General features: G+C 70.0%; 19 protein-coding genes. 7 read left to right on the top strand and 12 right to left on the bottom strand.

The window, feature by feature from the left end; all coding sequences use genetic code 11:
- Positions 1-19 precede the first annotated feature (19 nt).
- The gene (locus LBN7_RS16530; RefSeq protein ID WP_407360274.1) at positions 20-661 is read right to left on the bottom strand and encodes a bifunctional 4-hydroxy-2-oxoglutarate aldolase/2-dehydro-3-deoxy-phosphogluconate aldolase; all 642 of its coding nucleotides are present in this window, start codon (positions 659-661) and stop codon (positions 20-22) included.
- Complete coding sequence (locus tag LBN7_RS16525; protein WP_407360273.1) at positions 658-1,539, bottom strand: SMP-30/gluconolactonase/LRE family protein; 882 nt, start codon at positions 1,537-1,539, stop codon at positions 658-660. The genes LBN7_RS16530 and LBN7_RS16525 overlap by 4 nt, the downstream gene beginning before the upstream one ends.
- A gap of 110 nt (positions 1,540-1,649) precedes the next feature.
- On the opposite strand from LBN7_RS16525, the gene LBN7_RS16520 reads away from it, so the two are divergent.
- Together LBN7_RS16520 and LBN7_RS16515 are read left to right on the top strand one after the other, a co-directional pair.
- The gene (locus LBN7_RS16520) at positions 1,650-2,567 is read left to right on the top strand and encodes a dihydrodipicolinate synthase family protein (protein WP_116636425.1); all 918 of its coding nucleotides are present in this window, start codon (positions 1,650-1,652) and stop codon (positions 2,565-2,567) included.
- On the top strand, positions 2,564-3,283 hold the full coding sequence (locus tag LBN7_RS16515; RefSeq protein WP_407360272.1) for an SDR family NAD(P)-dependent oxidoreductase: 720 nt from the start codon (positions 2,564-2,566) through the stop codon (positions 3,281-3,283). Before LBN7_RS16520 ends, LBN7_RS16515 begins: the two co-directional genes overlap by 4 nt.
- Positions 3,284-3,455: 172 nt before the next feature.
- Here the strand turns inward: LBN7_RS16515 and LBN7_RS16510 are convergent, their stop codons facing one another.
- The 3 genes from LBN7_RS16510 to LBN7_RS16500 are packed head-to-tail and all read right to left on the bottom strand — an operon-like array spanning position 3,456 to position 6,612.
- The gene (locus LBN7_RS16510) at positions 3,456-4,769 is read right to left on the bottom strand and encodes a hypothetical protein (RefSeq protein ID WP_341945024.1); all 1,314 of its coding nucleotides are present in this window, start codon (positions 4,767-4,769) and stop codon (positions 3,456-3,458) included.
- 53 nt (positions 4,770-4,822) lie between these two features.
- Complete coding sequence (locus LBN7_RS16505; protein ID WP_116636428.1) at positions 4,823-5,680, bottom strand: carbohydrate ABC transporter permease; 858 nt, start codon at positions 5,678-5,680, stop codon at positions 4,823-4,825.
- Positions 5,680-6,612, bottom strand: a complete 933-nt coding sequence (locus LBN7_RS16500) for a carbohydrate ABC transporter permease (protein WP_116636429.1) — start codon at positions 6,610-6,612, stop codon at positions 5,680-5,682. The genes LBN7_RS16505 and LBN7_RS16500 overlap by 1 nt, the downstream gene beginning before the upstream one ends.
- Positions 6,613-6,840: 228 nt before the next feature.
- On the opposite strand from LBN7_RS16500, the gene LBN7_RS16495 reads away from it, so the two are divergent.
- Positions 6,841-7,644, top strand: coding sequence for an IclR family transcriptional regulator (locus tag LBN7_RS16495; protein WP_116636430.1), 804 nt, complete (start codon positions 6,841-6,843; stop codon positions 7,642-7,644).
- Positions 7,645-7,734: 90 nt separating this feature from the next.
- The gene (locus LBN7_RS16490) at positions 7,735-8,895 is read left to right on the top strand and encodes a mandelate racemase/muconate lactonizing enzyme family protein (RefSeq protein ID WP_116636431.1); all 1,161 of its coding nucleotides are present in this window, start codon (positions 7,735-7,737) and stop codon (positions 8,893-8,895) included.
- Between the two features lie 79 nt (positions 8,896-8,974).
- Here the strand turns inward: LBN7_RS16490 and LBN7_RS16485 are convergent, their stop codons facing one another.
- Positions 8,975-12,985, bottom strand: coding sequence for a hypothetical protein (locus tag LBN7_RS16485; protein WP_407360271.1), 4,011 nt, complete (start codon positions 12,983-12,985; stop codon positions 8,975-8,977).
- A 123-nt stretch (positions 12,986-13,108) separates the two neighbouring features.
- Here LBN7_RS16485 and LBN7_RS16480 point away from each other — a divergent pair, with 123 nt between their 5' ends.
- Positions 13,109-14,074 carry an acetylxylan esterase gene (locus LBN7_RS16480; RefSeq protein WP_407360270.1) on the top strand — a complete coding sequence of 322 codons (966 nt, stop codon included), beginning with the start codon at positions 13,109-13,111 and terminating at the stop codon, positions 14,072-14,074.
- Between the two features lie 24 nt (positions 14,075-14,098).
- On the opposite strand, the gene LBN7_RS16475 is transcribed toward LBN7_RS16480, so the two are convergent.
- A complete protein-coding gene (locus LBN7_RS16475) occupies positions 14,099-15,349 on the bottom strand; it encodes an FAD-binding oxidoreductase (protein ID WP_407360269.1) in 1,251 nt (416 codons plus the stop codon).
- A 93-nt stretch (positions 15,350-15,442) separates the two neighbouring features.
- Between LBN7_RS16475 and LBN7_RS16470 the strand changes: the two genes are divergently transcribed.
- Both LBN7_RS16470 and LBN7_RS16465 read left to right on the top strand, forming a co-directional pair.
- Positions 15,443-16,171, top strand: coding sequence for a response regulator transcription factor (locus tag LBN7_RS16470; protein WP_116636434.1), 729 nt, complete (start codon positions 15,443-15,445; stop codon positions 16,169-16,171).
- Between the two features lie 47 nt (positions 16,172-16,218).
- Positions 16,219-17,685 carry a sensor histidine kinase gene (locus LBN7_RS16465; RefSeq protein ID WP_407360268.1) on the top strand — a complete coding sequence of 489 codons (1,467 nt, stop codon included), beginning with the start codon at positions 16,219-16,221 and terminating at the stop codon, positions 17,683-17,685.
- 94 nt (positions 17,686-17,779) lie between these two features.
- Here the strand turns inward: LBN7_RS16465 and LBN7_RS16460 are convergent, their stop codons facing one another.
- The 5 genes from LBN7_RS16460 to glmU all read right to left on the bottom strand — a co-directional run bounded on the left by LBN7_RS16460 (position 17,780) and on the right by glmU (position 23,312).
- Positions 17,780-19,354: an FAD-dependent oxidoreductase gene (locus LBN7_RS16460; RefSeq protein ID WP_407360267.1), complete on the bottom strand. Its 1,575-nt coding sequence runs from the start codon at positions 19,352-19,354 to the stop codon at positions 17,780-17,782.
- A 15-nt stretch (positions 19,355-19,369) separates the two neighbouring features.
- Positions 19,370-20,257 carry an FAD:protein FMN transferase gene (locus LBN7_RS16455; RefSeq protein WP_407360266.1) on the bottom strand — a complete coding sequence of 296 codons (888 nt, stop codon included), beginning with the start codon at positions 20,255-20,257 and terminating at the stop codon, positions 19,370-19,372.
- A 17-nt stretch (positions 20,258-20,274) separates the two neighbouring features.
- Positions 20,275-20,751: an FMN-binding protein gene (locus LBN7_RS16450; protein WP_116636437.1), complete on the bottom strand. Its 477-nt coding sequence runs from the start codon at positions 20,749-20,751 to the stop codon at positions 20,275-20,277.
- 92 nt (positions 20,752-20,843) lie between these two features.
- Positions 20,844-21,878 (bottom strand): ribose-phosphate diphosphokinase, encoded by a 1,035-nt coding sequence (locus LBN7_RS16445; RefSeq protein ID WP_116636438.1) that lies wholly within the window; start codon positions 21,876-21,878, stop codon positions 20,844-20,846.
- Between the two features lie 6 nt (positions 21,879-21,884).
- Positions 21,885-23,312 carry a bifunctional UDP-N-acetylglucosamine diphosphorylase/glucosamine-1-phosphate N-acetyltransferase GlmU gene (glmU, locus tag LBN7_RS16440; protein WP_407360265.1) on the bottom strand — a complete coding sequence of 476 codons (1,428 nt, stop codon included), beginning with the start codon at positions 23,310-23,312 and terminating at the stop codon, positions 21,885-21,887.
- Position 23,313: the final 1 nt, after the last annotated feature.

Genomic DNA, 23,313 nt, shown 5'->3' with positions numbered 1-23,313 from the left:
CGGGTGCCCGGCCCTTCTCTCATCTGCGGACGGCCGCGACGAACTCCCGCGCTCTCGCGGCGAGCGCGATCCGATCTCCCCCGGGAGTCGCCGCGTCGCCGACCAGCGGTCCCCCGACGCCGACCGCGAAGGCTCCTGCGGCGAAGTACGCGCCGATGGTGTCGACGCCCACTCCGCCGACGGGGATGATCCGGGCTTCCGGGAACGGGTCGTGGACCGCGCGGATGAACCCCGGCCCGAGAGCCGAGGCCGGGAAGAGCTTCACGGCCGCCGCGCCCAGGTCCAGGCCGCGCTGGATCTCTGTCGGCGTGTAGACGCCGGGCAGGACGCCGACGCCCTGGCGGACCGCATACTCCACCGACGCGGCGAGCGTGGGCGTGACGAGGAACTGCGCCCCCGCTGACAGCGCACGATCCGCGTCCGCCTCGGTGAGGACCGTGCCCGCGCCGATGAGCGCCTCCGGCCGGGCAGTCTGCACGACCTGGACGATCGCCTCTTCCGCACCCTCCAGGGTGAGGGCGATCTCCAGGGTGAGGATGCCGGCGTCGATCAGCGTCAGCGCCGCGTCGACCGTGGCATCGACATCGGTCCCCCGGAGGATCGCGACGATGCGCTCCGCATCGATCCGCTCCCGCAGCTGCTGGTTGTCGACCACACTCATCGCACCGGCTCCCCGCTCCACGGCGACGCCGGCGAACCGCCGACCTCGACTTCGACGCCGAGCAGCGCACCATCCGCGTCGGTGGGCTGCGACAGCCCGATGCTCGCCGTCGTGATCACCAGCAGGCGATCGACGAGCGCGACAGCCGTCGGTCGACGCGCGGGAAGAGCGACCGTCTCGAGCAGCAGCCCGGTCGGCGAGAAGCGTCGCACCTCGCCGGCATCCCACACCGCCACCCACAGCATGCCCTCGTCGTCGATCGTCATGCCGTCGGGGTTGCCGCCGTCGACCTCGCAGACGGTGCGGCGACGCGAGAGACGCCCGTCGGGTGCGACGTCGAACGCCTCGATACTCCGGTGCGGGAGCGTGTCGATGTAGTAGAGGGTCGATCCTGTCCGATCGAACGCGAGCCCGTTCGAGACCGTCACCCCGGCGAGGCGCTCTGTCATGGTCCCGTCGGACTCGAGGCTCCAGAGCGCGCAGTGCGGTGCACGCGGCATGGACTGGCTGCCGACCCAGAACCGGCCGGAGGGATCTGCACCGCCGTCGTTCATGTAGTGGCCGGGAGCCGCGACATCCGTCACGAGCGGCGAGACGACGCCGGCATCGCTCACGTGGACGACGCCCCGGTCGACCGCGACCGCCCAGCCGGTCCCCGGCGCGGCGAGCGGGACGGGCGCACCGATCTGGTCCCCCACGCGCACGGCGGATTCCGGGACGACTCTCCCCTGCTCGAGGCGGCCGCGGTGGAACGCGCCGGTTGCCATGTCGATCCAGGCGAGGCCGCCGTCGCGGCCGTCCCAGCGCGGCGACTCGGCCTGGACGTATCTCGCGTCGGAGAGGATCTCGACGGTGCGGGAGAGCGGGGAACGTGACATCCGTGTCATCTTTCAGTGGTAGGTCATAACCGTTATGTGGCAGACTATCTCACAATATGCATAACACTTGCGAGAATTGCGCACACGATGAAGAAGCGGGGAAGAAGCCGATGGCTCCGACACTCCAGGGCCTGATGCCCATCCTGGCGACGCCGTTCGACGAGACGGGCGCCCTCGACCGCGCCGGCCTGCGCCGCCTGGTCGAGTTCCAGCTCGCCTCCGGAGTCGACGGCGTCGCCGTCTTCGGGATGGCGAGCGAAGGGTTCGCCCTCACGACGGAGGAGCGCCGAGCCATCCTCGACGACGTCGTGCAGCTCGTCGACGGACGCGTCCCCGTGATCGCCGGCGTCAACGGCACCTCCACGGCCACCTCGATCGAGCAGGCGCTCCTGGCCGAAGAGGGCGGCGCCGACGCGCTGATGGTGCTGCCGCCGTTCATGGTCAAGCCTCCCGCCGGAACCCTCGTCGACTTCTACGGCGACGTCGCCGCCGCCACCTCGCTGTCGGTCATGGTGCAGGACGCCCCCGGCGTCACCGGAGTCGCCATGACACCCGCGCTGATCGCGGAGCTGGCCCGTCTCGACGGCGTCGACTCCGTGAAGGTCGAGGCGCCCCCGACGGCCCCCAAGGTCGGCGCTGTCGTCGATGCTATCGGCGACAGCCGCTTCGCGGTGCTGGGCGGGCAGAACGCGCAGTTCTGCCTCGAGGAGTATGCCCGCGGCGCGGTCGGCACGATGCCCGCATGTGAGTTCCCCGACCTCCTCGCTCCCGTGCTCGCGCAGTTCGTCGAGGGGCGCGTCGAGGAGGCGCGGGCGGACTTCCGTCGTATGCTCCCTCTCGTGCTCATCGGTCTGCAGGGCGGCATCGCGTGGGCGGTGCACAAGGAGGTGCTCGTCGCGCGCGGCGTGATCGAGCACGCCACGGTGCGCTACCCCGCCTCGCGCCTCGACGCCGGCAGCCGCGCGGCGGTCAAGCTCGTGATCGAGGAACTGGACCTCCCGCCGGTGCCGACCACGGTGCGCGTGTGAGCCACCGTGGCGTGCTGCTGATCGGCGGCGGCTCCGACATCGGGCTCGCGATCGCCCGCGCCTTCACGGAGAGCGGGGATGCGGTCGTCGGCGTCGGACTCGAGCACTCGACGGACCCCGTCTTCGAGCAGTACCTCGTCGCCGACTGCAGCCGACCGGATGCCGCGGATCTCGCCGTCGCGGATGCCGAGGCGGCCCTGGGCCGCATCGACGTCGTCGTGCTCGCCGCCGCTCGCATGCCGATCGGCCGGGCGGACGCGACGAGCGACGAGGACTGGCGCGGCGCCATCGGCGCGACGCTGGACTCGGCGTTCTTCGTGGCCCGCGCCGCGCTCCCCCGTCTCGCACCGGGCTCATCGATCGTCGCGGTGACCTCGGTGAACTCCTCGCTCGCCGCTCCCGCGCTCCCCGCGTACGCCGCCGCCAAGGCCGGGGTCGACGGGCTCGTGCGGCAGCTGGCGCTCGACTACGGCCCGCTCGGCATCCGCGTCAACGCCGTGCAGCCGGGGAGCATCTCCGCGACCGACACCGGCGAGAGCGAGGGCTACCCCCTCGGCCGGATCGGGCGTCCGGAGGAGGTCGCCGCCGTCGTGGCGTTCCTCGCCTCCGATGCCGCCTCGTTCGTGACCGGCACGTCGATCGCGGTCGACGGCGGCCTGTCGATCTCGTCGCCGGCCGCCTGGCTCAAGCCCGCGTTGCGCGAACGCTGGCTCTGACACACACCCGACAGCGACCACACCTGGCCCTGAGCCGTCGTCCACGACGCCTCGGGGCCAGTGGCGTCTCACCCGGTGCCTCTGGGCTCTCTCTCGCCGCCACAGCGACCGGACGCACGCGATCGCCGCACCCGAGGACCGGGTACGGCGATCGCGTGCAGAGGGGCGACGCTCAGGAGTTGGCGTCGAGCAGACCCTGCACTTCCTTCTTCAGGGCGTTGAGGCCCGCCTGCACGTCGACCTGTCCGGCGAGGATGGTCGCGACTCCGCCGCCGATCGCGGCATCGATCTGCGCCGTCACGGCGACCCGGTCCCAGGCGGCACCGCGCGCGTGCTCGGAGACCTCCGTGCGGAAGGCGGTCTGGAACTTGTCCGCCGCGAGCGCGGGGATCTGGTCCGCGACCGACTTCGCCGCCGGAGCCACCGCCGAGCGCTCGTACAGGGCCGTCGCCGCCTTCACGTTGGTCGCCGCGTACGTGATGAAGTCGCGGCTGGTGAGCTCGCCCTCGCCCGCGCTCGCGAAGAGGCCGGAGCCCCAGGCGCGGTTGTAGGACTTGTTCTTGCCCGAGGTCGGGCGGGCGATGGCACCGATGTTGTCGATGATGTTCTGCGGCGCGCCGTTCGTCTTGACGAAGGTCGAGGCGAGCGGAGCATCGTCGTACAGCGCGGCCCGGCCGCTCGCGAACAGGATGCGCGCGTCGCTCCGGGCGACGTTCGTCTGCGTGAGGCCCTCGTCCTGGAGCGACTTGTACCAGGTCATGGCCTTGACGCTCTCGGCGTCGCCGATCGTGCAGGTGAAGTCGTCGGTGACGACCTCGCTGCCGAAGCCCCACATCCAGTGCACGGCATCCTTCAGATCGGGGTTCTTGGTCACCGCGGCGTACGGGATGAGCGAGGCGTCCTGCGCCTTGATCTTCTCGAGCGCGGTCGCGAACTGCTCGACCGTCATGCCCGATTTGATCCCGACGCTCTTCGCGATCTCGCCGTTCGTGATGATGCCGATGCCTGCGGCTGTCAGCGGAAGCACGAGGAGCTTCCCGTCCATCGTGTACGAGTCGAGGACGCCCTGCGGGATGCCGAGGCCCTTCGCGAGGTCCGTCAGGTCGGCGAGCACGTCCATGGGCGTGAGCACCTGCCACCCGCCGGACTGCCCGACGCCCAGGAGCTTGCCGGAGCGGCCGGTCAGGGCGAGCTGGGTGGCGGCCTGGTCGTAGGGGTAGATCACGGGTGCGACGGTCGCGCCGGAGTCCTTGGCGAAGCCGTCGAGGATGCCCTGCCACGCGGGCTTCAGCGCCTCCTCGCCGAGCGAGTTGCCGTAGAAGTTGATGGTCTTGGCCTTGGTCGCCGCATTCGCGGTGCTCCCGGCGCCGGTGCCGGGGGCCGCGGGCGTCGCGCAGCCCGCGAGGGCGAGCGCGCCGAAGGCGGCAAGTGCCGTGCCGCCGCCGAGGAAGGCGCGACGGCTCAGCTGCGAGTTCGAGATGTTCATGGTGACTGCTCCTTCTTCGAGGTGTGGGGGTCGAGCTGTTCGGCGGTGCATGGCTACCCCTTGACCGCACCGGCCGCGAGACCGGAGACGAAGTAGCGCTGCAGGAGGATGAAGATGAGGACGAGCGGCAGGGACGTCACGAGCGACGCGGCCATGAGGGCCGGCCAGTCGGCGGTGCCCTCGCGGATGAACGCCTGGGTGAGGCCCGCGGGGAGCGTCTGCTTGTCGGGTCCGGCGAGCGTGAGCGCGAACAGCAGATCGCTCCAGCCCCGCATGAACGCGAACATCGCCGCCGTGATGAGTCCCGGCACGACGAGCGGGAACACGATGCGGAACATGGTGCCCGTGCGGGAGAGTCCGTCGACCTTCGCCGCCTCGAGGATGTCGTCGGGGAGACCGTCGATGATGCCCTTCAGCAGGAACACCGCGAGCGGCAGCGTGAACGTCGTGAACGAGATGATCAGGGCGGTGTACGTGTACAGCAGTCCGGCCGAGCTCAGCATCAGGTACAGCGAGATGAGCAGGAGGGCGCCGGGGATCAGCTGCCCGATCAGGAACATGAACATGATCGCGTTGCGTCCGCGGTAGCGGAACTTCGACAGCGAGTACGCCATGAGCCCGCCGACCAGGACCGCGAGCACCGCGGTTCCGGTCGAGACGATGACGCTGTTCAGGAGGTTCTTCAGCAGCGCGTCGTTCTGGAAGAAGCCGATGAAGTTCTCGAGCGTGGGATCGACCGGGAAGAACGGCCGATCCACCGCGAAGACATCCTCCTTCTTCGTGAACGCGGTCGCCGTGAGCCAGTAGATCGGCAGCAGCCCGAACAGGGCGAGCAGCAGGAGCAGGACGCGCCCGGGGATGGAAAGGTGGGGGCGGATGATCGACTCGCCGATGTCGCGGGAACGGCGCATCACTTCTCCAGTCGTCGGTTGAGGAGCAGGTATCCGCTCGAGATGATGGCGAGGAGCACGAGCCAGAGGGCGCCCATCGCTGAGGCCTTCCCGAGCTCGTAGCTGCCGAAGGCCAGGTGGTAGAGGCTGACCGCGAGGGTCGTGGTCGAGTTACCCGGGCCGCCGCCGGTCATGACGAAGATCGTGTCGAAGTTGCCGAAGTTGTAGATGAACTCCAGCACGGCGACGAGCGTGACCGGGCCGGCGATGTGCGGCAGGGAGATGTAGCGGAAGCGCTGCGCTCGTGTCGCGCCGTCGATGGTGGCGGCCTCGATCTGCTCGCTCGGCAGCGTCTGGAGCACCGCGAGTGCGACGACCATGATCCAGGGGAACGAGTGCCAGGTCTTGGCGATGACCACCGCGGCCATCGCACCGACCGGGTTGCCGAGCATGCTGACCTCCGGCATCCCGAAGATCGCGAGCACGTGGTTGACGACGCCGTAGCTGTCGTTGAAGATCCACGCCCAGAGGAAGGAGACGACGACGCCGGGGAGCAGCCACGGCAGCATCAGGGCGCCGCGCAGGATGTTCCGTCCGCGCAGTCGTGCGTTCAGCAGCAGGGCGAGGGCGACGCCGAGCACGAGCGGGAAGACGGTGGACAGCGAGGCGAAGATCAGCGTCGTGCCGAGGCGGGCGAAGAACTCGTCCCAGATCGCGGCGTAGTTGCCGAGCCCCACGAAGGTGCGCTCCGGGCGCAGCAGCGACTGATCGTAGAGGCTGGTGCCGATGCTCGACACGAGCGGGAAGATCGCGATCACGAGGAACAGGAGGACCGCGGGAAGTGCGATCATGAAACCGAAGGTGCGGTCCTTCGCGCCCAGCGTGGAGCGCCGCCCGGAACGTGGCTCGGCCTGCTCGCTCTTCGCGGGCCGCTCGAGGATGGCTTGTTGCATTGCAGTCGCTTTCCAGTAGGGACGACCCCGGATGGGGCCCTGCGCGTCGTCGTCACAGTCGTCGACGTCGACGTGCCGCAAGTCAACCACATTGCGGATGCGAAATCCACAAAATGCATAAGACACCCACATTTGTGTTGCTCGCCGCCATTTCTCTCATTAGGATGACTGGCAGCGGTGACGAGCCGCAGCGTCGCGGAGCGGCGACCGTATGGAGGAGGAGTCACGATGGCATCGGAATCGGTGGGCGGCACCCAGACCGTCGAACGGGCGATGTCCTTGCTCGCCTGCTTCACCGAGGAGTCGGGGGAGCTGAGGGTCTCGGAGCTGTGCACGCTCACCGGGCTCGGTCAGTCCACCGTCTCGCGCATGATGTCCGCGCTCGACCGGATGAAGTTCGTGGTCCAGGACGGTCGCACGGGACTCTACCGACTCGGCCCCGCAGCCGTCTCGCTCGGCACGATCGCCCTGAACGGCTCGCCGATCTTCCGCGCCTCGCGGCAGATCGCGCAGAACCTGGCCCGCAAGATCGAGATCGGCGTGAACGTCGCCGAGCTCAGCGGCTTCACGTTCACCTACCTCTGCAACTTCGAGGGCGCCCTCGCCCCCAAGTCGTTCGCCATGGCGGGCCGCACCGGTCCACTGCACGCCACGGGCCTCGGCAAGGCCCTGCTGTCCGGGATGACTTCCGACAAGGTGGACGAGTACTTCGCTCAGACCCCCCAGCGATTCACCCCGCACACGATCGTCGACCGCGACGCCATGCAGGTCGCGCTCGACGAGACCCGCAGCCGCGGCTACGCGACCGAGATCGAGGAGCTCGCCTTCGGCCGCGCGTGCATCGCCGCCCCCATCCACAACCGCGCAGGGGAGATCGTCGCCGGCCTCTCCGCCAGCGGCCCGCTCTCGGTGCTGGATCTCCACGCCCCGCACCAGGAGCTGGCCCTGCAGCTCATCGAGGCCGCGGACGAGATCTCCGTCGCCCTCGGCTACAGCCCCTCCCGCACCGCCACCGCGTTCGCGACGCTCTGAGCCCCCGCCGCGGCGGACCGCGGCACCCCGATCCTTCTGCCGCGGCACACGCCGCCGGCTTCTCGCCCATCGATGTCTTTGGAGACCCCTGTGAGAATCACGCGCGTCCAGACCTTCCCGCTCTACCTCTCCAAGGAGGATGCGAACAACTCCTACGCCGGCGACACGGGCGTGGAGCATCGCGGCTACGTCATCCGTCCGCCGTGGCGGAGCCTCTACTCCCCCGGATACGAGACGCTGCTGGTCAAGATCGAGACCGATGACGGTCTCGTCGGCTGGGGCGAGGCCCTCGCCCCCGTCGCCCCGGTCGTCGCCGCCGCCATCGTCGACAATCTGCTCACGCCGCTCATCCTCGGAGAGGACCCGCGCTCCGTCCGCACCCTCTGGCACCGCATGTCGGAGTCGATGCGCGAGCGCGGACACCTCACCGGCCACCAGGCCGACGCGATGGCCGCCGTCGACATCGCGCTCTGGGACCTCTGGGGTCACGCGACCGGGCTCTCGGTGTCCGAGCTCGCGGGAGGACGCTTCCACGAGGTCCTGCCCGCCTACGTGTCCGGCATCCGCGGCGTCGATGACGTCGAGCGCGCCGAGAAGGCCGCCGAGCTGGTCGAAGGCGGCGTCCGACGGATCAAGCTGCACCTCGGCGTCGACATCCGCACCGATCTCGCGACCTTCGACGCGATCCGCGCCGTGCATCCCGATCTCGACGTCGCGCTCGACGCGCACTGGACCTACCGTCTCGGCGAGGCGCGCGCGCTCGGTCGGGAGCTGGATGACCGGAGGGCCTGGTTCTTCGAGGCGCCTCTCGCACCCGAGGACGTCGAGGGGCACCGAGACCTCGCCGTCGCTCTCGCCACACCGATCGCCGTCGGCGAGGCCATGCGCAGCCGCTTCGAGTTCACGGACTGGCTCGCCCGCCGCGCCCTCGGCGTCGCCCAGCCCGACATCGGTCGTACGGGCATCACGGAGGGACTCGCGATCACCGCCGTCGCCGATGCCTTCCACGTGCCGGTGGCGCCGCACCACTCCGCGGCCTTCGGCATCGCGATGGCCGCAGGCGTGCACGTCGCGGCGAGCGCGGCCTCGCTGCTCGCGTTCGAGTACCAGCCGTTCACCCTGCCGGTCGCCAACCGTCTGCTCACCAGCCCGCTCGAGGTGCGCCCGGACGGCGGATTCCTCGTCCCGACCGGCCCTGGCCTCGGCGTGACCGTCGACGAAGCGGCCATCCAGGAGTACGTGCGGCACTGAGCGCGCCGCACCGCCCACGACGACAGAACGGGTGGGTGGGGCCGGAGTCTTCACTCCGGCCCCACCCACCCGTTCCGCGTCAGTCCCCGACGCGGACGAACTGCGCGGCACTGACCCGGTGGATGCTGGTGTTGCGGACTTCGAGCCGCACCACTCCCGTCGCGCCCGCGTCGTATCGGAACGTGCCCAGCGAGCGCCAGGCCGCGGCGCCCTGCGTCTGATCGACGATGACCTCCGAGCTCCCGCCCTGATGCTCGACCACGTAGGCGGCCGACGTCGTGGTCGTCGGATTCGTGGGATACCAGACCGACACCCGATAGAGCCCGGCCTGCGGAAGGGACACGTTCCAGGTGACCGTGCTGCCCACCGAGTCGGAGTCGCTGTATCGCGTCCTGGTGCCGTTCCACCCGGAGAGGCCGCTCGGGTACCACGTGCCCGCCTCCAGGTATCCGGGCCAGGGCGACTGGGTGTGCGCGATCACGCCTTCGTCGGCGACCCGGACCAGCACGCCGCGGCGCAGGTTCTGATCGAGCCGCGCCTCGAACCGGGTCGACGACCCCGGCGCGATGCCCGAACCGGCGGTGACGGTCCAGGTGTGCGTCAGATCGGAACGCGGCGGCACGGTGACGACCGCGTCCCGTTGCCCGATGCTCCATCCGGAGGTCCCGTACAGCGAGAGCGTGCCCTGCATCGGCGTCACTCCGGTGTTGATGACGAGCGCGGTCAGCTGGACCACCGCGCCGGGTCCGCTGATGATGTCGGTGTCGGTCGTCAGCGACACCAGCCGGCGTCGGTCGATGACCTCGATCGTGGCGGGGCGGAGCGTCACGGGGTCCTCGCCGGCGATCGACAGCTTCGCCGTGACCTTCACCTCGCCGAGGGCGGCGGAGGCGGCGATGACGGCCGCCGCCTCCACGCGCGCGACGCCCTCTGCCGGCACGGTGATCGCGGGCACGGCGCCCTCGAGCTGCCAGCCGCTCGGCAGCGTCACGGCCACATCGCCGGTGACCGGATCGTCGGTCGCGTTCCGCACCTCGATCGTGAGCGGCACCCGGTCGCCGGCGGTTCCGCTCGCCTGGGCGACCACGTCTCCCGCCACTCCGGGGTTGGCGCCGGTGATCCTCGCCGGGAGGCGGAGCGTGACCTCCTCCGTCGTCGCGCCGCCGAACGAGATCGTGTAGCGGAACGTCTGCTCGATGTCGTCGACGCCGATGGTCCACTCGTAGGGGAACTCCTTCGCCGGAGCCTGCTGTGCTGCCCCGTCGCCGATCCGGTAGGACAGGGTCGCCGGCTGCTCGGTATCGATCTGCACGTAGGCGTCGTATCCCTGACCGCCGGGACGCACCAGCAGCAGACCTCGCGCGATGCCGTACTCGGTGGCGGGATCCGCGTCCACCTCATGGAAGCTGTCGGCTCCGTGGTCGACGATGTCATCGGATGGCAGAGCGGGCCGCTGCACGGCGAGGGTCCGCACCACGAGGGCGACGAGTCCGCGAGCAGGCACGGTCACGGCGATCTGCCCTCTTCGCGCCGCCCGGTTCGAACGGCTTCCGTCGGCGGCGATGACCTCGACGGGAAGCGCCGCCGCGCGGTGCGCGCCGGTCAGTTCAGTGGCGAGATCGACGACGACCTGCTGGTCGGTACCCGCCGAGTTGGTGAGACTGATGTAGAGCGAGTCGTTGCCGACGCCGGCGATCCAGTTGACCAGCGGGTTGTCGAGCGCGATCAGCCCCGCAGGGAAGTACGGCCAGACACCGTCCTCGCCGAAAAACGTGCCGGGAGCGTGGCCGTAGGCGAAGAACTTGAAGTAGGCGAAGTCCGCCTCGAACACGTGCGGGAAATCGATGCTGCCCCCGCTCCGGTAGAAGCTCTCGCTGATCAGATAGTCCATCGCGAGGCCGAGCTGGGCGGGCGCGTGATGGAAGTAGTACCCGGTGATCCCCACTGGACCGCTCGTGGCGAAGTCCGGCTTCATGTGGGCCACCTGGAACTGGCGACCGTAGTAGCCGGGATACGTGGTGAATCGGCCGATGACCATGTTGTGCGCCACGTCGGCCAGCAGCGCGTCGCCGGTGTGATGCGCCAGCCGCAGGAGCGCGCCCGCCCAGCAGGGGTTGAACACGTAGCCCCCGCCGGGGTCCGTCAGCGTGCTGACCCCGAGCTTGAACGAGGACAGCGCCTCGAACGTGAGACCCGAGGGCGAGACGTACCAGGCCGGCACCGTCTCGGTCGGGACGTCGGTGGTGGGATAGGACGGCAGCGAGCTGCGCGACTCCCAGTCGTACTGCTGGGTGATGATGTGCCCCTCGGGAACGGTGACCGTCTGATCGGGCACAGGGCGGACCGCCGTCTGCGTGATGAATCGCTGCACCTCGCGATAGGCGCCTGCGAGGAACTCCGTCTCCCCCGTCGCCTCGAACATCTCGAGAAGGTCGACCCAGTACTTCGAGAAGCTGTAGGCGAACCCGCCGGGCGGCTGGCCGTTGCCGCGATACGGCGTGAGGATCTGCTCCTGCACGTAGCGCCGGGCGATCAGCGTCGCCTCGGCCAGATAGGCCGGATCGCCCGTCGCCCGATACGTCGCCAGCGCGTTCGAGAAGGGGGCACGGCTCTGACCGACGACGCCGGCCTTGGTGGCCTGCAGCGCGAGACGCTGGATCCCCGCGTTGCGGCCGTGCGTGAGCTGATACAGGGACGTGAGGTTCACGGCATCCGTCGGTATCCTGCCGATCCGGTACTGCGTCGTGTCGTTGTACACCGGACTGCCGATGACGGGCGAGTGCCCGATGCCCTTCCGGGAGAGCTGATACTCGATGAGGGGACGCGCACGTCTGTCGTAGAGCGTGCTGTCGCCCGTTCCGGTCAGATAGTGGGCGGCGAGCACGACGCCGCTGGCGGCCGCGCGCACGGCATCCTCGTTCTCCACGTCGACGAAGCCCTTGGCCCGGTTCCACCAGCCCGAGAACGACGGGATGTAGTCGACCGAGTCGTCGCCGTCCGGCTCCACTGCGATCAGCGCCGCCATCGCATGCACGGCATCCGTGAGCGAACGGTCGTAGACGTTCTGCCGATAGGCGGCGAGACCGTACTCGCTCCGGCACAGGTGCGCGTAGGTGCCGTAGAGCGTGTCGACGCGGGCAGCGACGCCGAACGCGAAGCCGCGCTGCTCTCCGACCGCCATGACCGTGCGGAGCCCGGGCTGCGGCGAGTACATGCAGGGCACGATGTCGAGGCTGTCGCTGCGCAGGCTCATCCCGTACGGCTGCCGATCCGACATCAGCTGACGCTCGTGTGCGAACTCGGCCACCTCGGCGGGCAGGTACACGCCCGAAGTGACCGCGAGGTCGCCGACGGCGTACTGCGTCAGAGCCATCGGTGCGAAGAGCTCCCATGCACCGAGCGGTGCCGATCCGTCCAGCACCGAGAGCGCGTGCTGGTAGGAGCCGCACAGCACCTCGGCCATCTCGTCGAGGGACTTGGCGTCCTGGCTCTGATAGCCGACGATGTAGTCGCCGGCGGTCTTGGCCGTCAGCACGTGATGAGCCTCCGGATTGGCCCCTTCGAGGCGCCAGCGCACGACCAGGTCGACGTCGTCGGTGCTGGTGGACAGCTCGATCGCCTGCGGGCCGAGCACCTGGAAGGAGGTGAACCCCAGCCAGCTCGGAGCCAGGGGACCGTAGAGCTCCGGTGCGCTCCCGGATGGCAGCGTCCCCTCGAAGACGACCCACTGCTCGTCGAAGCGGTGCTCGGGATCGGTGAGCGGCAGCCAGCCTCCGTCGTGTCTCACCTCGAGGTCTCGGACGATGGTCGCTCCGCCGTCCCAGGTGGCCTGGAAGAACGTCATCCGGTGATTCTCGCCCTCCAGCTGCGCGACCTGGGCGAAGGCGAGGTTCGGCTTGTCCAGCCGACGCAGTGCGTCCGGATAGGCGCCGCCGACCGTCGTGATCTCCGTGGCCGCCGCCGATGCGATCCCGGGATGCGCGCCGATCACCGGAGGGAGCACACCGGCGATCACGAGCATCCGCAGCACGGTCCGTCGGCTCCACAGCAGGGAATCGTCGTCGGCTCCTGCATCAGAAATTGAATTCATGATGCACATACTGCAATCACTATGCGATCATGTCAATGATGCCGCTCTCTGCCGCGGCGGCCGCCATCCGCGCGCCGCGCCGGTAGCCTCGACAGCGCACATCCACCGGAAAGGACTGCCGCGGTGAATCAGGACCCTCATGAGGAGCTCACGGAGTACGCCCTGAGCGCGCTCCTGACGCCCCGCACTTCCCCGGCCGAGCCGGCGGACTTCGACCGGTTCTGGGAGTCCACCTTCGAGGAGTTCGGAGCGGGTGCGGTCGCCTGGGATGTCAGCACGGAGGGCGAGCCCACTGCGACGCATCGGGTCGTGGAGATCCGCTTCCGCTCCTCGGCGGACGAGCAGGCGACCGCGTACGTGATGGTGCCGCACGACGAGAAGGCGATCCGGCGCGGCCTCGTCGGCGGACACGGATACGGGGGGCGCACGGCGCCGGACATCGACCGCGTCCCCGCGGACACCGCCGCGATCTTCCCCTGCGCTCCCGGGACGCACGCCCGGACCCCGAGCCGCTTCCCGGCAGACCCGGACGCGCACGTGCTGGCCGGCATCGCGCATCGCGACACGTACTCGCATCGGTTCGCGGCGGCCGACATCTGGCGTGCGGCGACGGTCCTGCTCGACATCGCCCCCGCGGCGGGAGCAGCCCTCGACTTCAGCGGCGGCAGCTTCGGCGGAGGAATCGGCGCGATGGCTCTCCCCTGGGATCGGCGCTTCCGCCGGGCGGTGCTCGACGTGCCGAGCTTCGGCGACCACGCCGTCCGTCTCACGCGGCGATGCACGGGCAGCGGCGAGTCCGTCCGTCAGCACCTGCGGCACCACCCCGAGGCCCGGCCTGTCCTCGACTACTACGACGCGGCCATCGCGGCGCGACGGCTCCGGCTCCCGGCGCTTGTCAGCGCAGCAGCGCTCGACCCTGCTGTCGATCCGCGCGGTCAGTTCGCGGTGTACCACGCACTGACCGGACCGAGACGCCTGAGCGTGCGGGCGAACGGCCACCTCGACGGCCCGAACGGGGCGCGCGCGGACGCTCTCGCGCTGCAGGTCGGCATGGACTTCCTCGCGCTCCCGGACGACCGCCTGGCGTGAGCGGGTTCGGCCGCACACCGGTCCTCAGACGAGGATGTTGTGGTTGCGGCGGAAGATGTTCCGTGGGTCCCAGGCGGCCTTGACCTGGCGCAGCCGCGCGAGCGCCTCGGCGTCGAGCATGCCGGGCACCGCGTGCGGACGCTCGGTGTCGGCGAAGTTGCCGTATTCGGCGAGGCGCCCCGTCTCGATCGCCGCCCAATCCGCGACGACCGCGTCGCGGACCGCGTCGTCGACCATGCCGGGGATGTCGAACGCTCCCGCCATGACGAACCAGGTCGCCGAGCGCGCGGGGAACGCCGTGTCCTGCTGCCGCACATCACCGAAGGCGCCGCCGAGCGAGCGCAGGAAGACGACGGATGCCGGATACGCGCGGCGGAACGCCACGAGGCGCTCGATGAGCTCGTCATCGAGGTCGGCGTAGAGGCCGTTCCCGCCGATGAACCCGGGTGGCTCCGCCTGCTCCTCCCCCTCGGGTTGGGGCATCTCGAGCAGGATCTCTCGATAGGCGGGCGACGTGATCTCGGTCCGCACTCCGTCGATCGCGGAGATCGGCTCCAGGACGGCACGCAGCCGATCCGGCTCCGGCGCCGCCCACACCGCGCTGAGTCGCGCTCCGGCCGGGGCGCTCGGATCCATCGGCGGCACGTCCATGTAGGTGACGGTCAACTCGCGCGGCGCATCGCGGAGCAGGTCGCGCGCGGCACGCAGCACGACGGCTGGGTCGCCGTCGACGACGTTCTCGGCGAAGACGATGCCCGGGAGCGGATGCGCGGCGAAATCGAACCTGGTGACCACCCCGAAGTTGCCCCCGCCCCCGCGCAGCGCCCAGAACAGCTCGGGATGGACGTCGGTCGAGGTCTCCACGATCTCACCGGCCGCGGTGACCACCTGTGCACCGATGAGCTGGTCGACGGCCAGCCCCCAGGCCCGCACCATCCATCCGATGCCCCCGCCGAGCGTCAGTCCCCCGACGCCGACGCTGGCCGTGTCGCCGGAGCTGAGGGCGAGACCGTGCGCTCCCAGCGTCGTCGCGACGTCGCCCCACACCGCTCCTCCGCCGATGCGGACCGTCGTGCCGTCGACGTCGATGCCCGACAGCGCGCCGAGCTCGAGGCGGATGCCGTCGGCCGGACCATGCGACCACGGACCGTGGCCACCGGCGACGACGGTGAGCGGGACGCCCTCTCGCGTCGCCAGGAGGACGATCTCGGCGACCTCCTCGGCAGACGACGGACGAAGGACGCGGGGTGCGGAAGCATCGGTGCTGTCAGCCATGCCGACACGATACTCAGGCACTCCGACACCGCTCCCAGGGAACGCATAACGAGTTCCATAGAAATCACATAGGAGATTCCGCAGAATGGGATCATGACCAGCGACCTGCCCGACCTCCGCCGTCCGGACGGCTCACCCCTCCGCATCCTCGCCGTCGACGACGAGCAGATGCTCACCGATCTGCTCGCGATGGCACTGCGCATGGAGGGGTGGGAGGTGCGCACCGCCTCCTCGGGCATGGAGGCCCTCCAGGTCGCACGGGAATTCGAGCCCGATGCCCTCGTGCTCGACATCATGATGCCCGACCTCGACGGCATGGCCGTGCTCCGCCGACTCCGCGAGGCCGGCAGTCTGGTACCGGTGCTCTTCCTCACCGCCAAGGACGCCGTGGGCGACAGGGTCGCCGGTCTCACCGCCGGCGGCGACGACTACGTCACCAAGCCGTTCAGCCTGGAGGAGGTCATCGCGCGCCTGCGCGCGATCATCCGCCGCACCGGTCACGCGACGGCGGACGACGGGCAGTCGATCCTGCGCGTCGCCGACCTCACCCTCAACGAGGACAGCCACGAGGTGGCGCGCGACGGGGTCGAGATCGACCTCACGGCGACCGAGTTCGAGCTGCTCCGCTACCTGATGCGCAACGAGCGACGCGTGCTGTCGAAGGCGCAGATCCTCGACCGCGTGTGGAGCTACGACTTCGGGGGCAAGTCATCCGTCGTCGAGCTGTACATCTCGTATCTGCGCAAGAAGATCGACGCGGGGCGCACGCCCCTGCTGCACACCGTCCGCGGCGTGGGCTACATGATCAAGGCCCCGCAGTGAGCGGTGCGACGATGACGCCGCGTCCGATGAGCCTCCAGACACGGCTGATGACCGCCGTGATCGGGTTCGTGTCGCTGATCCTCGTCATCGTCGCCATCATCACCAGTGCGACCCTGGGCAGGACGCTGGAGGATCAGCTCGACGACGAGCTGACCAGCTATGCGCATCAGATCACGCGCTGGGTCGAGATCGAGCCTCCCAGCCAGGCCACCGCCGGCAACGTGCTGGCGGGGAAGACCGTTCCCGTCCCCGGACTGCTGTTCGCCGTCTGGAGCCCGGTGACCGGCGCGAGCGGCGTGACCGTGAACTCCTCGGGGAACGAGATCAACGGCACGCTGAAGGAGCTCACGACGGCGCAGCTCGGAGAGATCAACGCGGGCCTGGGCGGAGGGCCCTTCTCGACCGTCTCCCTCACCGATCTGGGGTCCTACCGGGTCGCCGTCACGACCGCGAACACGGGGGTCGTCGTCGTCACCGGGCTCCCCCGCGACGACATCCAGAACCAGCTCACGCAGCTGCTCACCGTGATCGCGCTCGCGACCATCGGCGGCCTCATCCTGCTCGCTCTGACGACGGCGATCACCATCCGCGTCAGCCTGCGACCGCTCCGTGCGGTGGCGTCGACGGCCACCAGGGTGGCGAACCAACAGTTGGACCGCGGCGAGGTCATCATCACCGAGCGCGTGCCGGCATCCGAGGCCGATCCGCGCACCGAGACGGGTCTCGTCGGCGCCGCCCTCAACAAGCTCCTCGATCACGTCAACACCTCGCTCGCGGCTCGCCAGAAGAACGAGGAGCAGATGCGGCGGTTCGTCGCCGACGCCAGCCATGAGCTGCGCACCCCTCTCGCGTCGATCCGCGGCTACTCCGAGCTGTCGCTGCGCGCCCTTCGTCAGGCGCCGGCGGGAGCGGACGGACCGGATGCGATCGAGAGCACGACCTCGTCGCTCGAGCGCATCCAGGCGCAGTCGCTGCGGATGACGCGGCTCGTCGAGGACCTGCTGTTGCTCGCACGGCTCGACGAGGGGCGCGAGCTCGTGTACGGCACGGTCGACCTGACCCAGCTGGCCCTCGAGGGGCTTTCGGACGCGCGACCGACCGCGGCCGACCATCATTGGGTCATCGACGTGCCCGACGAGCCCGTCACGATCGTCGGCGACGCCGGCCGGATGCACCAGGTCGTGGCGAACCTGCTCGCGAACGCGCGGACGCACACGCCAGCGGGCACCACGATCACCCTCCGGGTCGGGCGCGAGGGCGGAGATGCCGTGCTGAGCGTGCACGACGACGGCCCCGGCATCGACCCCGCGCTCCGCGAGGAGCTGTTCGCCCGCTTCGCCCGCGGCGACACGTCCCGGGCGCGGCAGACCGGCGGCACAGGGCTCGGCCTCGCGATCGTGAAGGCGATCGTCGACGGCCACGGCGGCTCGATCACCGCGGCCAGCACGCCCGGCGACACGACCTTCACCGTGCGCCTGCCGATCACGCCGGCGGCGACCCCCGAGTCCGACTGACTCATCACCGGGCATCCGCACAGCACACCCGTCGGGAGATCTCCCGACATCTGTACCGCCGCACAGCGGTACGGACGGATCCTGGGTGCCGGGCTCAGTACCCGGCGAAGGCGTCGGTCGTGAGGCTGTGGGCCTTTTGCAGCGCGGGCGCGAGATCGGCGATGAGCCGAGGAGGTCCCGAGATGAACGCGTGACGGGCCCCGATGTCCTGGACCGCCCGCTCCAGAGTGTCGGCGTCGAGTCTGGCACCCTGCGCCCACGTCCAGTGCGCGGGCAGGTCGGCGGGCTCGTCGCGCGTGAAGACCACGGTGCGCACCCCCGTCGCAGCCAGCTCGTCGCGGAACGCGAGTTCGCTCGCCTCGGATGCCACGTACACCAGCACCACGTCGCGATGCTGCCCCGATGCCTGCAGCTGACGCAGCTGTGACACGAAGGGCGTGACGCCGATGCCGGCGGCCACCATGAGCACCGGCGCGTCGCCGCGGGGCAGGATGAAGTCCCCCCAGGTGCCGGTGACGGCCAGCGTCGCGCCCGGTGCAGCCTCGGCGAGCGCGCGCTTGTAGCTGGACGGATGCTTCTGATCGCCGTTCTTGTAGGCGATGCGCAGCGTCGGCAGATCAGCCGGAGCCGAGACGATGCTGAACTCCCGCCGCGTTCCACGGGCATCGGGCCGGTGATGCGGCACATCGAGCTCGAGATACTGACCGGGCAGGAACTTCACCTTGCCCTTGGCGCGGAACGTCAGCTCCTGCGCGGTCGGCGTGACGAACTCCCGCCGCTCCAGCACCAGTCGGACGGAACCGCGCAACGCGAAGGCGAAGGCCACCAGGTTCCCGATCAGCAGCGCACGCTCCTGGCCGAGCGTGAAGAGCCCGGCGACGGAGATCGGCCATCCGGCGAGGACACCGACCACCGCGGCTACGGCGAACTGCTGACGGCGACGCGGCGGGAGTGTCAGCGGCTCCGAGACCATGAACGCGCCGAGGAACAGGAACGGAGACTGGAGCACCGCGAACTGCAGCGCCGTCACGAAGTCGAAGGCGATGTCGAACTGCTGCGCCTGCACGGCCTGCCGCACGATCGACACGCTCACCGCGACCAGGAGGAAGACCAGCACGACCCGCACCTTCTCGGTGCGCCAGAGAACCGCGAGGCCGAGCACCGCGACCGGGAGGGCCATCGACGGCGTCCCGATCCACCACGACGACGAGGTGCCGAGCCACTCGAACGCGCCGAAGGCGCCCAGGATCGAGACGACGGCCGCACCGAAGGCGGCGGGGTTGAGGATGTGTCGCCCGCGCCACGCGATCAGGTACTTCGACAGGCTGGCCAGCGCGCCGGCGAGCGCCAGCCCGATCAGCGACGCCGGCTCCAGGCCCGGACGCAGGACGAAGAGGAGGATCAGCGCGGTGACCAGCGACGACTCGATGCGCCACGGCAGGCGGAGGATGCGCTGCGCCGCGGCATCCACGACGGAGATCACGACCGCGAGCACGAGGAACGAGGCGAGGAGCTCCCACGGCGTCGGCGACACGATCACGCCGAGCAGCGACAGCACGAAGGCGACGGCGGCGAGGGCCACGAGGGCGAAGAGCACGAGGCGATACATCGACAGCGAGCCGAGGACGGCGAGGACTCGTTGACGTGCGGCGGCGAGAGACGTGATCACGTGTTCCACTCTTCCCTAGTTCTGATGTGCGGGGCGCACTCCGTGCCCGCCCCCGGCGACGAAGATCTCCGCCGGGCATCCCGGCGACCGCTGGACCCGGCCGTCGGTCGTCATCCGCACCCATTCGACGCCCCAGCGTTCGGCGAGTGCGGGGCCGCCGTCGAAGAAGAGCGCGGTCGCGACAGCATCCGCTCTCATCGCGTCGGGTGCGAGGGCCCAGGTCGCGGCCCAGGTGCGGACGGGGATGCCGGTGCGCGCGTCGAGCACGTGATGCAGGCCGTCGCCCCAGGCTCGTCGGTTGACGGCGGATGCGCACAGCGCCTGGTCCCGCACCTCGACGACGCCGATGGCCTTGGTCGGGTCGTAGGGATGCTCGAGCCCGACGCGGACGGCGCCGCCCCGCACGCGCATGTCACCTCCGGCGTCGACCACGAGGTCGCCCGGCGCGTCCGCGAGGACGGCCATGATCAGGTCCACCAGTCGCCCCTTGCCGAGCGCGCCCACGTCGATCAGCGACGGAGCGGATGCCGTCGCGGCGGCATCCGTCCACGACACGCGCTCGTCCCAGGTCGCGGGGGCGCGTACCGGCTCCCCCGCGACGAGCGAGTACTCCGCGTCGTACCCGAGGGCGGCGAGGCTGTCCGCCACGAGGGGGTTCACCGCGCCATCGGTCGCGGCGGAGAGGTCGCGGTACGCGTCGAGCATCACCCCGGCGTCGGCCGACACGAGCGTGCCGCCCTCCCGACCGAGTCGGGCGACGTCGGAGTCGGTGCGGAACCGCGACCACTCGCGATCGAAGCGCGCGATCTCGTCGGTGACGGCCGCGCGATCGCTCTCGTCGAGGTCGGCCGCCGTCTCGATCTCCCAGCGGGTGCCGATCGCGTCGAAGCGCCAGGTCGCCATGACGAGGCCGCCGGCGCCTAGGCGGCCGCCTGCTCCTTGATCGACTCGACGGCGTCGTTGAAGCCGCCGCTGGTGAGCGAGGAACCGGCGACGCGGCTGACGTCCAGCTCGTCGATGGACTTGCCCTCGACGACCTCGGCGATGCCGTCGATGAACTGGCCCTGGTACTGCTCGGTCTCCGGGGCCTGCGGATCACCCGTCACCTCGACGTCGGACACGACGCCGTCGGTGAGCGTCAGCGTCACGGAGATCTTCTCGACCGTCTCGGGCGTCTGGTACGAGCCCTCGGCGGTGTAGGTGCCGTCGGTGTAGGCGCCTGCGGTGTCGCCGCCGCTGGGCGCTGCGGTCGACCCGCTGTCGGTGCCGGTGTCAGCGCTGTTCGACGGTTCGGTGGCTTCAGGGGTGCTGGAGCAGCCGGCGAGGACGAGGAGTCCTGCGACGCCGATGAGGGCGGCTCCCTTGTGGACAGAGGTCGGTACGGTCGTGCGGATCATGCTGGTCCTCCCGGCTCGGTGTCTGGCGACTGTATGCCGCTGAATCGACCGTAGGCACTCCGGCTATGCGCGGGCTGTGCCGATCCGATGTGTTATGCGTCGCCGCCGAACATGCTCGTGACCGAGCCGTCCTCGAAGACCTCGTGCACCGCGCGGGCGAGCAGCGGGGCGATCGGCAGGATCGTCAGCCGGTCCCAGCGGCGCGACTCGGTGAGCGGGATCGTGTCGGTGACGACGACCTCGTCGATCGAGGCATCCTGCAGACGCTCGTGCGCCGGGTCGCTGAAGATCGCGTGCGTGGCCGCGACGATGACGCGGTGCGCACCGGCCGCCTTCAGGGCCTGCGCCGCCTTGACGATCGTGCCGCCGGTGTCGATCATGTCGTCGACCAGCAGGCAGGTGCGTCCGTCGACGGTTCCGACGATCTCGTGCACGGAGACCTGGTTCGCCACCTTCGGGTCGCGGCGCTTGTGGATGATGGCCAGCGGGGCGCCGAGGCTGTCCGACCAGGTGTCGGCCACGCGCACGCGGCCCATGTCCGGCGACACCACCGTGAGGATCTCGCGGTCCTCGGGGCTGAGCGTGCGCTCGAAGTGATCGAGCAGCACCGGCTTCGCGAACAGGTGGTCGACGGGACCGTCGAAGAAGCCCTGGATCTGCGCGGCGTGCAGGTCGACGCTCATCACGCGGTCGGCGCCGGCGGTCTTGAGCAGGTCGGCGACGAGTCGGGCGCTGATCGGCTCGCGACCGCGGCCCTTCTTGTCCTGGCGCGAATACGGATAGTAGGGCGCGACGACCGTGATGCGCTTGGCCGACGCGCGCTTGGCGGCGTCGATCATGATGAGCGTCTCCATGAGCCACTCGTTGACCGGCTCGCCGAACGTCTGGAAGAGGAAGAGGTCGCAGCCGCGGATCGACACCTCGAAGCGGGCGTAGATCTCGCCGGACGCGAACGTGCGGTGCTCCGTCGGCGCGATCTCGGTGCCGAGCGCCTCCGCGACGGCCGCGGTCAGCGCCGGATGCGAACGCCCGCCGGCGATGACCAGGCGCTTCTTGGTCTTCGCGACGAGGCCGGGGGCCACGCCGTTGTCGCGATCCAGATCGACGATCTTCTTCTTGCGCGCCATGTCCGCCTATTCCGCCGAATTCTCGCGGGATGCAGCATCCGCCGCACCCGTGCCTGCTCTGTTCTTCTCGACCCATCCCTCGATGTTGCGCTGAGGGGCGACGCTCATGGCCAGCGCGCCGGCGGGGACATCCTTGCGGACGACGGCGCCTGCGGCGGTCTTCGCACCTGCTCCCAGCCTAACGGGCGCGACGAGCACGGTGTGAGACCCGGTGTGCACCTCGTCGCCGATCTCGGTGCGGTGCTTGTTCACGTCGTCGTAGTTGGCGGTGATCGTGCTCGCGCCGAGGTTGACCCCGCGCCCGATCGTCGCGTCGCCCACATAGGAGAGGTGCGGCACCTTGCTGCCCTCGCCGATCTCGGCGTTCTTGGTCTCGACGTACGCGCCGATCTTTCCCTTGGCGCCGAGCACCGTGCCGGGACGCAGGAACGAGAACGGCCCGACCGTGGCTTCGGCTCCGATCACGGCGAGCGTGGCATCGGTGCGGCGGACGATCGCGTTCTCCCCCACCTCGCAGTCGACGAGCGTGGTGTCCGGACCGATGATCGCGCCGGGGGCGATGGCGGTGGCGCGCAGGATGTGGGTGTTCGGGAGGATCGTGACATCGGACGAGAGGTTCGCGTCGTCGTCGATCCAGGTGGTCGCCGGGTCGATCACGGTGACGCCTTCGCGCTGCCAGCGGCGCACGATCCGGTCGTTGAGCACGCGGCCCGCTTCGGCGAGCTGGATGCGGTCGTTGATGCCGAAGGTCGAGGCCGTATCGGCGGCGATCTCGGCCGCGACGCGCTGATCGGCGGCGCGGAGCAGCTCGATCACGGTGGTGAGGTACATCTCGCCCTGGGCGTTGTCCTGGCCGACCTGCGCGAGGTAGGTGCGCAGCTCGGGTGCCCGGAAGACGTAGACGCCGGCGTTGATCTCGGTCACGGCTGCCTCGTCGGCCGTCGCGTCCTTCTGCTCGACGATGCGCTGCACGGTGCCCGCGTCGTCGCGGATCACACGACCGTAGCCGGTGGGGTCGTCGAGACGCGCGCTGAGCAGCGTGGCTGCCGCGGCGGCGGCACGGTGCCCGTCGATGAGTCCGCGCAGGGTCTCGACCTCGAGCAGAGGCACGTCGCCGGAGAGCACGAGCACGTCGCCGTCGAAGTCGCCGGGCAGGGCGTCGATCGCGACCTGCACGGCGCGGCCGGTGCCGGGGACGTCGTCCTGGTCGATGAAGACGGCGTCGGGGTAGTCGGCGGTGAGGGCCGCGACCACCTGGTCGCGCTCATGACGCACGACGACCTCGATGTGCTGCGCCTCGAGCCGCGCCGCCGTGGTCAGCACGTGTCCGACCAGCGGGCGGCCGCCGATGGGATGCAGCACCTTGGGGAGGCGTGACTTCATGCGCGTGCCCTGGCCTGCGGCGAGGATGATGATCGCGAGGTTACCTGTCATG

The organism is Microbacterium sp. LBN7 (assembly GCF_045690345.1).
GTDB lineage: Bacteria > Actinomycetota > Actinomycetes > Actinomycetales > Microbacteriaceae > Microbacterium.
The sequence above is the reverse complement of the archived record's forward strand: the minus strand, read 5'-3'. Positions and strand labels throughout refer to the sequence as shown.

What these genes read in the sequence shown, in the direction of transcription:
- LBN7_RS16530 (WP_407360274.1), bottom strand. Translation starts at nt 661, where the DNA reads ATGAGTGTGGTCGACAACCAGCAGCTGCGGGAGCGGATCGATGCGGAG.
- LBN7_RS16525 (WP_407360273.1), bottom strand. Translation starts at nt 1,539, where the DNA reads ATGTCACGTTCCCCGCTCTCCCGCACCGTCGAGATCCTCTCCGACGCG.
- LBN7_RS16520 (WP_116636425.1), top strand. Translation starts at nt 1,650, where the DNA reads ATGGCTCCGACACTCCAGGGCCTGATGCCCATCCTGGCGACGCCGTTC.
- LBN7_RS16510 (WP_341945024.1), bottom strand. Translation starts at nt 4,769, where the DNA reads ATGAACATCTCGAACTCGCAGCTGAGCCGTCGCGCCTTCCTCGGCGGC.
- LBN7_RS16505 (WP_116636428.1), bottom strand. Translation starts at nt 5,680, where the DNA reads ATGCGCCGTTCCCGCGACATCGGCGAGTCGATCATCCGCCCCCACCTT.
- LBN7_RS16500 (WP_116636429.1), bottom strand. Translation starts at nt 6,612, where the DNA reads ATGCAACAAGCCATCCTCGAGCGGCCCGCGAAGAGCGAGCAGGCCGAG.
- LBN7_RS16495 (WP_116636430.1), top strand. Translation starts at nt 6,841, where the DNA reads ATGGCATCGGAATCGGTGGGCGGCACCCAGACCGTCGAACGGGCGATG.
- LBN7_RS16485 (WP_407360271.1), bottom strand. Translation starts at nt 12,985, where the DNA reads ATGAATTCAATTTCTGATGCAGGAGCCGACGACGATTCCCTGCTGTGG.
- LBN7_RS16475 (WP_407360269.1), bottom strand. Translation starts at nt 15,349, where the DNA reads ATGGCTGACAGCACCGATGCTTCCGCACCCCGCGTCCTTCGTCCGTCG.
- LBN7_RS16470 (WP_116636434.1), top strand. Translation starts at nt 15,443, where the DNA reads ATGACCAGCGACCTGCCCGACCTCCGCCGTCCGGACGGCTCACCCCTC.
- LBN7_RS16465 (WP_407360268.1), top strand. Translation starts at nt 16,219, where the DNA reads ATGACCGCCGTGATCGGGTTCGTGTCGCTGATCCTCGTCATCGTCGCC.
- LBN7_RS16455 (WP_407360266.1), bottom strand. Translation starts at nt 20,257, where the DNA reads ATGGCGACCTGGCGCTTCGACGCGATCGGCACCCGCTGGGAGATCGAG.
- LBN7_RS16450 (WP_116636437.1), bottom strand. Translation starts at nt 20,751, where the DNA reads ATGATCCGCACGACCGTACCGACCTCTGTCCACAAGGGAGCCGCCCTC.
- LBN7_RS16445 (WP_116636438.1), bottom strand. Translation starts at nt 21,878, where the DNA reads ATGGCGCGCAAGAAGAAGATCGTCGATCTGGATCGCGACAACGGCGTG.
- glmU (WP_407360265.1), bottom strand. Translation starts at nt 23,312, where the DNA reads ATGACAGGTAACCTCGCGATCATCATCCTCGCCGCAGGCCAGGGCACG.